Origin of the sequence: Sphingobium sp. SJ10-10 (assembly GCF_036038995.2) — a bacterium.
Classification (GTDB): Bacteria; Pseudomonadota; Alphaproteobacteria; order Sphingomonadales; family Sphingomonadaceae; genus Sphingobium.
This window is the reverse complement of sequence record NZ_CP158132.1, coordinates 1,072,091-1,084,049: the sequence shown is the minus strand read 5'-3', so window position 1 is coordinate 1,084,049 and position 11,959 is coordinate 1,072,091. Positions and strand designations below refer to the sequence as shown.

The 11,959-nt window shown below is 63.5% G+C and carries 10 protein-coding genes, 1 tRNA gene and 1 other RNA gene; 8 read left to right on the top strand and 4 right to left on the bottom strand.

Going from position 1 to position 11,959, the window contains the following annotated elements:
- Window positions 1-101 precede the first annotated feature (101 nt).
- From ffs to VVT58_RS05145, 8 genes are all read left to right on the top strand, one after another.
- Window positions 102-199, top strand: an RNA gene (gene ffs / locus VVT58_RS05180) — signal recognition particle sRNA small type.
- 103 nt (window positions 200-302) lie between these two features.
- The gene (locus VVT58_RS05175) at window positions 303-1,913 is read left to right on the top strand and encodes a DNA polymerase III subunit gamma/tau (protein WP_327754662.1); all 1,611 of its coding nucleotides are present in this window, start codon (window positions 303-305) and stop codon (window positions 1,911-1,913) included.
- Window positions 1,910-2,233, top strand: a complete 324-nt coding sequence (locus VVT58_RS05170; RefSeq protein WP_066561731.1) for a YbaB/EbfC family nucleoid-associated protein — start codon at window positions 1,910-1,912, stop codon at window positions 2,231-2,233. Before VVT58_RS05175 ends, VVT58_RS05170 begins: the two co-directional genes overlap by 4 nt.
- Before the next feature lie 130 nt (window positions 2,234-2,363).
- Complete coding sequence (gene lon, locus VVT58_RS05165) at window positions 2,364-4,760, top strand: endopeptidase La (RefSeq protein ID WP_327754663.1); 2,397 nt, start codon at window positions 2,364-2,366, stop codon at window positions 4,758-4,760.
- Between the two features lie 177 nt (window positions 4,761-4,937).
- A complete protein-coding gene (locus VVT58_RS05160; RefSeq protein WP_313801949.1) occupies window positions 4,938-5,210 on the top strand; it encodes an HU family DNA-binding protein in 273 nt (90 codons plus the stop codon).
- A gap of 290 nt (window positions 5,211-5,500) precedes the next feature.
- Window positions 5,501-5,577 (top strand) — tRNA-His (locus VVT58_RS05155).
- Window positions 5,578-5,642: 65 nt separating this feature from the next.
- Window positions 5,643-6,026: a phosphoribosyl-AMP cyclohydrolase gene (gene hisI, locus VVT58_RS05150; protein WP_327754701.1), complete on the top strand. Its 384-nt coding sequence runs from the start codon at window positions 5,643-5,645 to the stop codon at window positions 6,024-6,026.
- Window positions 6,013-6,546 (top strand): hypothetical protein, encoded by a 534-nt coding sequence (locus VVT58_RS05145; RefSeq protein ID WP_327754664.1) that lies wholly within the window; start codon window positions 6,013-6,015, stop codon window positions 6,544-6,546. The genes hisI and VVT58_RS05145 overlap by 14 nt, the downstream gene beginning before the upstream one ends.
- 28 nt (window positions 6,547-6,574) lie before the next feature.
- Here VVT58_RS05145 and VVT58_RS05140 read toward each other — a convergent pair whose 3' ends face one another.
- The 4 genes from VVT58_RS05140 to VVT58_RS05125 all read right to left on the bottom strand — a co-directional run bounded on the left by VVT58_RS05140 (window position 6,575) and on the right by VVT58_RS05125 (window position 11,870).
- Window positions 6,575-7,771 carry an MFS transporter gene (locus tag VVT58_RS05140; RefSeq protein ID WP_327754665.1) on the bottom strand — a complete coding sequence of 399 codons (1,197 nt, stop codon included), beginning with the start codon at window positions 7,769-7,771 and terminating at the stop codon, window positions 6,575-6,577.
- A gap of 118 nt (window positions 7,772-7,889) precedes the next feature.
- Window positions 7,890-8,555: a L,D-transpeptidase family protein gene (locus VVT58_RS05135; protein WP_327754666.1), complete on the bottom strand. Its 666-nt coding sequence runs from the start codon at window positions 8,553-8,555 to the stop codon at window positions 7,890-7,892.
- Window positions 8,556-8,613: 58 nt separating this feature from the next.
- A complete protein-coding gene (locus VVT58_RS05130; RefSeq protein ID WP_327754667.1) occupies window positions 8,614-10,881 on the bottom strand; it encodes an NADP-dependent malic enzyme in 2,268 nt (755 codons plus the stop codon).
- A 62-nt stretch (window positions 10,882-10,943) separates the two neighbouring features.
- Window positions 10,944-11,870 carry a LysR family transcriptional regulator gene (locus VVT58_RS05125; protein ID WP_327754702.1) on the bottom strand — a complete coding sequence of 309 codons (927 nt, stop codon included), beginning with the start codon at window positions 11,868-11,870 and terminating at the stop codon, window positions 10,944-10,946.
- Window positions 11,871-11,959 lie beyond the last annotated feature (89 nt).

Sequence of the window (11,959 nt, the reverse complement as noted above, 5' to 3'; positions counted from 1 at the left end):
CGATCTGCTTCCTCCCCCCGCGGACGGGCGGGGCGAGGATGTTTGCAACGTCGGCAATAATAGCGCCCTTGCCATCCCCGCCGCCTTTCGCCATATGCCGCGCCGGGAGTCGGGCGGACGTAGTCGTCGCGAACCTGGTCAGATCCTGACGGAAGCAGCCACAGTGATTTCGCTGCGGGTCGTTCCGGCTCCCACCTCCATTCATCGCAGCGTCGATGTCCTCATCCGGCAGCGAAACAAAACCCGCCCCTCAAAGGCTTTCCGGCTTCGACAGCCTCGCCCCAAGCCGCTAGACTGACCGAATGTCCGATTCCCCTCAGCCCTATCGCGTGCTTGCGCGCAAATATCGCCCGCGCAATTTCCGGGAACTGATCGGACAGGACGCCATGGTCCAGACGCTGGGCAACGCGATCCGGCGCGGCCGACTGGCTCATGCCTTTCTGATGACCGGCGTGCGCGGGGTGGGTAAGACCTCCACTGCCCGCCTGATCGCCAAGGCGCTCAACTGCATCGGCCCGGACGGGCAGGGCGGCCCGACCATCGACCCCTGCGGCGTCTGTGAGCCCTGCCGGGCGATTGCCGAAGGCCGTCATATCGACGTGGTCGAAATGGACGCCGCCAGCCATACCGGCGTCGACGATGTGCGCGAGATCATCGAGGCGGTGCGCTACGCCGCTGTCTCCGCCCGCTACAAGATTTACATCATCGACGAAGTTCACATGCTCTCGAAGAACGCGTTCAACGCGCTCCTCAAGACGCTGGAGGAACCCCCTGCGCATGTGAAATTCCTCTTCGCGACGACCGAAGTGAACAAGGTGCCGGTGACGGTCTTGTCCCGCTGTCAGCGCTTCGACCTGCGTCGCATCCCTGCGGAGCTGCTCGCGGCCCACTTCGCCCATGTGGTCGAATCCGAGTCGGTCGCCGCCGAACCCGACGCACTGTCGCTCATCGCCCAGGCGGCCGAAGGGTCTGCCCGCGACGGCCTTTCCATCCTGGACCAAGCCATTGCCCATGCCGAAATGGGCGAAGGGGCACCACTCGTTACCGCCACCCAGGTCCGCGACATGCTGGGCCTGTCGGATCGCGGTTCAACCCGGCGCTTGCTTGGGCTTTTGCTCGAAGGCGACACAGGCGCGCTGCTCGGCGCGGTGCGCGACCAATATGCGCTGGGCGTCGAGCCGCTGTCGCTAATGCGCGGCTTGCTCGAACTGGTTCACGCCGTGACGCTGGTGAAGGCTGGGCGCGACATCGCCAATCCCGGCCAGTCCGCCGAAGAACGCGAAGCGCTGGCCGACTGGGCCTCGCAATTGGGCTTCGCGCCGCTCCACCGCCTCTGGCAGCTTCTGCTCAAGGGCCATGACGAGGTCGCCAGCGCCGCTCTGCCCATCGAGTCGTGCGAAATGGCGCTGCTGCGCGTAATGCAGGCCGCGACCATGCCCGATCCGGGCGAGATCGCCCGCCTGCTTCGCGAAGGCGCGCCCGCCGCTGCTGCCCCCGGTCAAGCATCCGCTGCGCCATCCTCCGGCGCGCCTGCGGCCAACCTTCCCGCCAGCTTTGAAGATCTCATCGAAGCTTTCTGGCAAAAGGGCAAAGGCCAGCTCGCGCAGGAAATGCACGATTGCATCGGCGTGACCCGCTACGCCCCGCCGGAACTGGACTTTACCGGAGCACCCTCGCTGCTGCCTGGCTTCGTGGGCCGCATCACCCCGGCGCTGCGTGAAGTCACTGGCGTGGCCTGGCGCGTCACGCAAAGCGACGGCGCCGCGGTGCCGACCCTGCTCGAACAGGAAATGCGCAAGGCGGCGGACGCCCGCGCGGAAATCATGGAAACCCCGGTGGTCAAGGCGGCGTTGGCCGCTTTCCCCGATGCCGAGCTTAGCGATGAGCTTGAACAATGGAGCGCAGAGCGATGAAAGATTTGAATGAAATTCTAGGCATGGCGAGCCGCGTGCAGGAAGAATTGCAACGCGCCCAGGAAAATCTCGACAAGCTGGAGGTCGAAGGTTCGGCCGGCGGCGGTCTTGTGAAGGTTCGCGCCTCCGCCAAGGGCCGCATATTGGGCGTCGCCATCGATGACAGCCTGCTTTCCCCTACGGAAAAGCAGATGCTGGAGGATCTTGTCACCGCCGCGTTCAACGATGCGCGCAAGAAGGCCGACGAAGTCTCCAACGCCGAAATGGGCAAGATGACCGCCGGCCTGCCGCTGCCCCCCGGCTTTAAATTGCCTTTCTGATTGAACTTATGACAGGATCAGCCCTTATTCATCATTCGGGATCTATAAGGCATGATTGAACCATGCGGTGACTCTCCCCATAAAGGCGATGAACCGCATGACTGGGTGGAATAAGCGCCCCGGAGAGTGAATGACTACGCAATATCCCCTTCTTCCGCTGCGCGACATCGTCGTCTTCCCGCAGATGATCGTGCCGCTCTTCGTAGGCCGCGACAAAAGCGTTTCCGCGCTCGAATCAGCGATGGAAGGCGACAAGGAAATCTTCCTCGTTTCCCAGCTCGACCCCGCAGAGGATGATCCGGGTCAGGATTCGCTCTACGATACCGGCGTCATTGCCGTGGTCCTGCAATTGCTGAAGCTGCCCGACGGCACGGTCCGCGTGCTGGTGGAGGGCAAGCAGCGCGCCCGGCTTGGCGGCATCGCCAATGCCGATGGCCATATGGTTGCCGATGTGACCGAGGTCGAGGAACTGGCCGCCGATGGCCCCGAAGCCGCCGCGCTGATGCGCTCTGTGGCCGAACAGTTCGAAAATTACGCGAAGCTCAACAAGAAACTGCCAGCCGAAACGCCGGTGCAGTTGCGCGAGATTGAGGATGCGGGGCGTCTGGCCGATGCCATCGCCGCCAATATCAACGTCAAGGTTGCCGACAAGCAGTCGCTGCTGGTCGAGGCTGATCCGGTCAAGCGGCTGGAGATGGTCTTCGCCTTCATGGAAGGCGAGCTGGGCGTGCTCCAGGTCGAGAAGAAGATCCGTGGCCGCGTGAAGCGGCAAATGGAAAAGACCCAGCGCGAATATTATCTGAACGAGCAGTTGAAGGCGATCCAGCGCGAGCTGGGCAATGGCGAAGGCGAGGAAGGCGACGAGCTTGCCGAACTCACCGAAAAGATCGCCAAGGCCAAGCTCAGCAAGGAAGCCCGCGCCAAGGCGACAGCGGAGCTCAAGAAGCTCAAGGGCATGCAGCCCATGTCGGCCGAAGCGACGGTCGTGCGCAACTATCTCGATGTGCTGCTCGGCCTGCCCTGGGGCAAGAAGGGCAAGGTCAAGACCGACCTCAAGAAAGCGCAGGCGATCCTGGACGAGGATCATTTCGCGCTGGAGAAGGTCAAGGACCGGATCATCGAATATCTGGCGGTTCAAGCGCGCACCAACAAGCTGAAGGGGCCGATCCTGTGCCTTGTCGGCCCTCCGGGCGTCGGCAAGACCTCGCTTGGCCGTTCGATCGCCAAGGCGACGGGCCGCGAATTCGTGCGCCAGTCGCTGGGCGGCGTGCGCGACGAAGCGGAAATCCGCGGCCACCGCCGCACCTATATCGGCTCGCTGCCGGGCAAGATCGTGACCAATCTCAAGAAGGCCGGGACGATGAACCCGCTCTTCCTGCTGGATGAGATCGACAAGCTGGGTCAGGATTTCCGCGGCGATCCGGCCTCGGCTCTGCTGGAGGTGCTGGACCCCGAACAGAACAGCAAGTTCCAGGATCATTATCTGGAGATCGACGTCGATCTGTCCGACATCATGTTCGTGACGACGGCCAACTCGCTCAATCTGCCGCAGCCGCTGCTCGACCGCATGGAGATCATCCGGCTCGAAGGCTATACCGAGGATGAGAAGGTCGAAATCGCCCAGCGTCACCTGCTCGCCAAGCAGATCGATGCCCACGGCCTTAAGGAAGGCGAGTTCGAGGTCACCGAGCAGGCGGTCCGCGACCTGATCCGCTATTACACGCGGGAAGCGGGCGTCCGCACGCTGGAACGCGAAATAGCGCGTCTTGCCCGCAAGGCGCTGCGCAAGATTCTCGAAGGCGCTTATGACAAGGTCGTCATCACGCCGGAAAATCTGGCCGACTATGCCGGCGTGCGGAAATTCCGCCATGGCGTGGGTGAGGAAGAGCATCAGATCGGCGCGGTGACGGGCTTGGCCTGGACCGAGGTGGGCGGCGAATTGCTGACCATCGAGGCAGTGACGGTGCCCGGCAAGGGCGCAATCCGGACGACCGGCAAGCTGGGCGAGGTCATGAACGAGTCGGTTCAGGCCGCCTTCTCCTATGTGAAAGCGCGCTCGCCCGGCTATGGAATCAAGCCCAGCATCTTCACCCGCAAGGACATCCACATCCACCTTCCCGAAGGCGCGGTGCCGAAGGACGGTCCGTCGGCGGGCATCGGCATGGTCACGACCATCGTATCGACGCTGACGGGCATCCCGGTCCACAAGGATGTGGCGATGACCGGCGAAGTCACGCTGCGTGGCCGGGTACTGCCGATCGGCGGCCTTAAGGAAAAGCTGCTCGCGGCCCTGCGCGGGGGCATTAAGACGGTGCTGATCCCTGCCGAAAATGAGAAGGATCTGGCGGAGATTCCGGCCAATATCCGGGAAGGGCTGGAAATCGTTCCCGTATCCCATGTGGACGAGGTGCTGGCCCGTGCGCTGATGTCGAAGCCGGAAGCAATCGCCTGGACCGAGGAAGACGATCTGGCCGCCCAGCCGAATCCGGCGCAGGGACGGGACGGGGAAGCCTCCATCCGGCACTGAACCGGATCAGAAAACATAGGGTTTGACGGCTATTCAACAAGGTTTTGACATAAAATCTTGTCTGAGTAGCCGTCGATGCAGCTTTCCCTTTGACAAGGCCCGAAAGCTGCGCCTTATTGCGCCGCCTACGCCGCGATTCCTAAGTTATCCAAACAGCTAGAAGGGGGTTCCCAAGGCATGAACAAGCAGGATCTTATCAGCGCAGTGGCTGAGAGCAGCGGCCTTTCCAAGAGCGACGCCAGCAAGGCCGTCGAGGGCGTTTTTGATGCCATCACCGGCTCGCTGAAGAAGGGCGACGAAGTTCGCCTGGTCGGTTTCGGCACTTTTTCCGTTTCGCAGCGCAAGGCTTCGACCGGCCGCAACCCGCGCACCGGCGAAACGATGACGATCAAGGCTTCGGCTCAGCCGAAGTTCAAGGCCGGCAAGGGTCTGAAGGATTCGGTCAACTAAAAGGTCCAGGGGCGCTCTTTCAAGGAGCGCCTTTGTCTGTTTTTTTAGAGCCGGCGTCGCGGTTGGCGAAAGTTTTACGGAGAGAAGTTTCAGGATTTGGGCGCAGCGGCACGGAGCCAGTCTCCCATGCGCGTGCCCATTTCCGAAAGGCATGAAAAGGGGTGAGGGCGTCAGGCTCGTCACCCCTTTTCTTTTTTATTTTGGCCTCATGCTCTTTTCGGCATCAGGCCGCTTGACGGCGCGGGATGGGCCGCATATGTCGCCCTTCTCTCAGGGGCACGGCCCTTGTGGCGATCGTAGCTCAGTTGGTTAGAGCGCCGGTTTGTGGTACCGGAGGTCGCGGGTTCGGATCCCGTCGATCGCCCCATTTTCTCCCTTATCCCTTGATAATCGGGGCTTCGCATGAGGCTCCGTGCGCTCTATAGCCCGCTGATGGACGAAGCGCGCGACAGAGGCCTGACCCTCAACCCCAAATATGACCGAGACGGCCTGATCACCGCCGTCGTCACCGATGTGGACAGCGGCGACGTGCTGATGGTCGCGCATATGAATGCAGAGGCGCTCAAGCTCACGATCGACACCGGCTTCGCTCATTTCTGGTCGCGCAGCCGCCAGTCGCTCTGGAAAAAGGGCGAAACCTCCGGCCATATGCTGGAAGTCCGCGACCTTCGCATCGATTGCGATCAGGACGCCGTCTGGGTGAAGGCCGTCCCCGCCGGTCCCACCTGCCATACGGGCGCCCGCTCCTGCTTCTTCCGCCGTATCGGCCCGGAAGGCCTTGCGCCGGTCACGCCGGACGCCGATGCGGCTGATTAGCCTGGGCGCGCTGGTCCTGCTCGCTGCGTGCCAGCGTGAAGCTGCGCCAGCGCCGGGCCGACATGAGACCGGCGTCCAGACAGGTTCGGGCCTCGAACGCGCAGCCATTGAAACCGGCGTGATTGAGGATGCGGCGCAAATTCCGGCCATCGGCCTCTACCAGCGCACCCATGAGGCGGGCCGCGATGCGCTTTGCGTGATCCCGGCGAAGAATGGCGATTACCGCTTCGGCCTGGAAGCGACCTTCGGGGAAGATCAAAGCTGCACGGGTGGAGGTTCGGCGCGCCGCGCAGGTGACAAGCTGATCCTCAGCTTCTCCCACAGCGATCATTGCATTGTCGTCGCGCAATATGACGGCGATCAGATAGCGTTTCCCGGCGTGGTCGACATGAAGTGCGCCGATGTCTGCAAAGGGCGGGGTTCGCTCGAAGGCGTCAGTTTTCCGCGCATCGCGAGCGACGCCGCTGCCGCGCTCCAGGCGCGCGACAGCGCTGGTTACCCTCTCTGCAAGCCGGATTAGAGCGGTTTGTGAACCAGCGGCAGCCCGCTCATTCGCAAGCAATGGGCGCCAGCCGCATCGAGCGCTGACGCTGGTTCAGTGCGAATAGAAAGATTGCGAGACCTGCCAGCGCCAGCGCCGCGCCGATCCACCCGGTCGAAGTAAAGCCATAGCCCGCCGCAATCGCCATGCCGCCCAACCACGGCCCCAGCGCATTGGCGAGATTGAAGGCGGCGTGATGCGCCGCCGCCGCCAGCGTCTGCGCATCGCCCGCCACGTCCATCAACCGGGTCTGAAGCACGCTGCCCAGACCCCCGCCACAGCCGATCAGGAAGATCACCAGCGACAGGCTCCAGATATTCCCCGCCATCAACGGGAACAGCGCCAGCGACGCAGCGCTCCACAGCAGCACGATGACCGCCGTTCGGCTCTGCGCCCGATCCGCCGCCCAGGCCGCGACGAGATTGCCGATGGTCAGACCGATGCCGAAGATCGCCAGCACCACCGGCACCAGCCGCTCCGACACATGGGTCACCGAAATCATGGTCGACGCGACATAGGTATAGACGGCGAACATCCCGCCGAAACCGATCGCTCCGGTCAGCAGCGTCAGCAGCACCTGTGGTTCCCGCAACGCGCCCAGTTCCCGCATCGGGCTGGCCTCCGGATCGCCCGCGTCGCGTGGCGCATACAGCGCTACCAGCGTCATCGTGATCATCGCCAGCAGCGCGACAATGCCAAAGCCCCAGCGCCACCCAAGCGCCTGTCCCATCCAATTGGCCACCGGCACGCCGATGACGGTCGCGACGGTAAGGCCGGTCATCACCCGCGCCACCGCTAGCGCTCGCCGGTCGCTCGGCACCAGAGACGCCGCCACCAGCGCCGCAACGCCGAAATAGGCGCCATGGGGCAGGCCGCTCAGAAAGCGGAACAGAAGCATGGTCGCATAATCGGGCGAAACGGCGCTGAGGCCATTGCCGATCGCGAACAGGGCCATCAATCCGATCAGCAGCGTCCGCCGGGGCAACCGCGCGCCAAGCACGGCGATCAGGGGTGCTCCGACTACCACACCCAGCGCATAGGCGCTGATCGCATGGCCCGCCATCGGCTCGCTGATCCGAAGATCGTCCGCGAAAAAGGGCAACAGACTCATCGCCGCGAATTCGGTCGTGCCGATGGCGAAGGCCCCCATGGAGAGTGCAAGAATGACAAGAGCGGGATGAACCGCGCGGCTGGCCTGCGCCATCGGCTGCTCCATGTTGCGATGCGATAGGGGTTAAGCCCCGCACATGATCACGTTACCATGGAGAATCAAGCTGTAGCCCGGATGAATTTATTGCAGGTGCGTTGATATGAGGCGCAACTCAGGCGGGTTTGGCATGGCTGGTATCGAGCATCTTGCCATCGGTGATGACAACCAGATCGCCCAGCTTCGTCACGCCGAACAGCTTTTTCGCGAAGGGTTTGGGCACGCCGATGCAGCCATGGGTGGCATTGCCCCACTGCACGTCGCTGCCGTGGATCGCCACGCCGTCGCTGGTGAGCCGCAGCGTGTAGGGCATGGGCGCGTTATTGTAGGTGCGCGAATAATGATCCGCATCCTTCTCCGTAATGGGAAAGGCTCCGATCGGACTGGGCTTGTCGTCCGCGCCATAGATGATGACTGCTGATCCGATCTCATAGCCTGCCCGGAAGACGGATAGCGTTTGCGCCTTGAGGTCGACGGTGATGATGACCGGTCCCGTTGCGGGAGCGCCGCCTTCGTCCCAGACATAGTCGCCATGGCGAAAGGGGCCGTCGATCGGCAGAACGCGCTTCACCAGCAGTGCATGTGGATCGACCGTTACGGGCTGGGCGCGGGTCCGTTCGATGGGCTTGGCTGGGGTGGCCGCTTTGGTCGCCCGAACAGCAGCGGGCTGGTGCGGCGCAAGGTCGCGTCCGCGTCCCATCGACAGGCCCAGCAACAGCGCCACAGCCGCGATGCCGCCGCCTATCGCCAGCTTCACCCCTGTCGAAATCCGTCCCGCCATGAACCGTCCGTCACCGCAAAAAACCTTCGCCGGATTATCGCAGAAAAAGGTTAAGGCTTCAGCCCTCGCGCTCTACCTCCGCCGCCGCAATGGCGGTCAGGTTCAAAATTCCCCGCGCCGTCACGCCGGGCGTCAGCACATGGACCGGCTGCGCCAGCCCCACCAGCATCGGCCCGACCGTAGGCGAACTGGACGAAGCCGACAGCGCCGTCAGCGTGATGTTCGCCGCATCCAGATTGGGCATGACCAGCAGATTGGCCGGACCTTCGAACCGTGAATCCGGGATCAGCCGTTCGCGCAACCCCTGGCTCAGCGCGGCATCGGCATGCATTTCGCCATCGACCATCAATTCGGGCGCGACCTTCCTCACCAGCTTGAGCGCCTCGCGCATCTTGCGCGCGCTGGGCGAGTGGGACGCCCCGAAATTGGAGTGCGAGAGCAGCGCTATGCGTGGCGTCAGGCCGAAATGCTTGAGCTCCGTCGCCCCTAACAGCGTCATTTCCGCGATCTGCTCCGGCGTCGGATCGGGCACCATGTGGGTGTCGGTGATGAACAGCGCACCGGCGTCCAGAATGAGTCCCGACAGCGCATAGATACGGCTGTTGCCCGGAGTGCGGTCGATGATGCGCAGCACATGCTCGACCTCGCCCCAATATTCGCTGTTGCCGCCGACCAGTGCGGCATCGACGCGGCCGGTGCGCAGCAGCATGGCGGCGGTGACGCTCGGACGGCGGTAGACATGACGCACCACCTCGTTGGACGATACGCCCCGCCGCGCGGCAACGCTCCGATAGGCCTCGACCAGTTCGCCCATCAACAGATGATCGGTTTCGGGATCGACCACCTCGACATCGCGGTCCAGTTGGAAACGCAGACCCAGATCCGGCAGCTTCTGGTCCAATATCCGCCGCCGCGCCACGATGACCGGGCGGACGATGCCTTCGTCCAGCGCATCCTGAATGGCGCGCAGCACGCGCTCATCCTCACCCTCGCCATAGGCGATGCGCCGCTGGGTGCCTCGTGCAGCTTCGAACACCGGCAGCATGAGCTGAGCCGAACGCGTGTTCTGCTGCGTGAGCTGGCGTTTATAGGCTTCGAGGTCCAACTGCTTCTTGGCGACGCCGCTGTCCATCGCCGCCTTGGCGACGGCGGTGGCGATTTCTGCAATCAGGCGGGGGTCGAAGGGGGTGGGAATGATATAGTCCGGCCCGAAGACCAGCTTGCGCCCGCCATAGGCCTGCGCGACGCTGTCATGGGCGGGCATCCGGGCGAGATTGGCTATGGCGTCGGCGGCGGCGACCTTCATCGCCTCGTTTATCTCGGTCGCCCGCGCATCGAGTGCACCCCGGAAGATATAGGGGAAGCACAGGACGTTGTTGACCTGATTGGGATAGTCCGAGCGGCCGGTCGCGATGATCGCGTCGGGGCGGGCTTCTCGCGCCGCTTCCGGGCGGATTTCCGGTTCCGGATTGGCGAGCGCGAAGATCAGCGGATTGGGCGCCATCAGTGGCAGCCATTCGGGCTTCAGCACGCCCGGCGCCGACAGGCCCAGGAACAGGTTCGCGCCCGGCAACACGTCGGGCAGGGTGCGCGCATTGGTCGTGCGGGCATAGCGGGCCATGTTCGGCAACATGCCCTCGCGTTCCGAATGGATGACGCCATCCTTGTCGGTCAGCGTCACATTCTCGATCGGCAGCCCCATCGACACCAGCAGGTCGACGCAGGCCAGTGCCGCGGCGCCCGCGCCGGACGTGACCAGCTTCGCATCGGCCAGCGTCTTGCCCTGCAACACCAGCGCGTTGCGCACGGCCGCCGCGACGACGATGGCGGTGCCATGCTGGTCGTCGTGGAAGACGGGGATGTTCATCCGCTTCTTCAACTCCGCCTCGATGGCGAAGCATTCCGGCGCCTTGATGTCCTCCAGATTGATGCCGCCGAAGGTCGGCTCCAGCAGGGCGACGGCTTCGATGAATTTCTCGGGATCGGTGGTGTCGACCTCGATGTCGAACACGTCGATATCCGCGAATTTCTTGAAGAGGACGGCCTTACCCTCCATTACCGGCTTGGAAGCCAGCGCGCCGATGGCTCCCAGCCCCAGCACCGCCGTGCCGTTGGAGATCACCGCGACCAGATTGCCGCGCGCGGTATAGTCCATCGCCTTTTCGGGATCTTCGGCAATGTCGATGCAGGGCGCGGCGACGCCGGGCGAATAGGCCAGCGCCAAGTCGCGCTGGTTGACCATGCGCTTGGTCGGTTCGATCCTCAGCTTTCCGGGTTGCGGATAGCGGTGATAGTCTAGGGCGGCGCGCCGGGTGTTTTCGTCCATGGGATGGCCTCTAGAGTTATTTGGAGCGAAATGGAACATTTCGCGGCTCGGAAATCACGGCATCAAAAAGGCTGCTTTTCCGCTGGGGCAATGCCCGACCGCTCCCAAGGCGGGCTGGGGGCATAGAGTTGACCAAGAAAATCGACAAAGGCGGTGATGGCGAGTGGCGGATTATTCTGCGGCAGATGAACGGCATAAAGGCCGACATCCGACGATCCCGCGTGATCCGGCATGATCTGCCGAATGTCGCCGCGTTCCAGCGCGTCGCTCACGTCCCAGAGCGAGCGCAGCGCGATCCCCACGCCCGAAAGCGCCAGTTCGCGCACCATTTCGCTGCTGTTCGTGCGGACATGGCTGTCACCTTCGACGGAAGTCGCGCCCCTGGGGCCGATCAGTCGCCAGGGCAATTGCCCATCCGCCGCGAGCAAGCGATGTTTCCGGAGATCGGAGATCGTCTCCGGCACCCCGAACCGCTCCAGATAAGCGGGCGCGGCGCACAAGACCCGCCGGTTGGTCGCCAGCCTGCGCGCGGCCAGCCCCGGCCCCGGATCGGCACTGATGCGAATGGCGAGGTCCGCCCGCGTTGCCAGCAGGTCGGCATAGTCGTCCGACAGGTCGATCTGCATCCGCACCTTGGGATGCGTTTCCAGAAATCGGCCCAGATAGGGCGCGACATGCATCCGCCCGAAGGATGTCGGCGCCGATACCCGCAAAGTCCCCGTCGCCTCCGCCGAAGCGCCGGACACGCGCCGCTCCGCCTCATCCAGCGCCGCCATGATCGCGCGCAGATCGTCATGCAGCCGCTCGCCCGCCGGGGTCAACGCCAGCCGACGCGTCGTCCGGTGGATCAGCCGGGTGCCCAGCCGCTCCTCCAGCCGAACCAGCCGCTTCGACACCATGGCGGGCGAAATATTCAGCCGCCGCCCCGCCGCCGCCATGCCGCCTTCGTCCACGATGGTCGCGAACAGGTCATAATCCGGGTCCATCATTTGTTTCACCAGAGGAAAATCTGAATTCAAATAATATCGTCTACCGAACATAATGCGATCCGTCTATGGTCCCGCGCAAAAGGAGATCA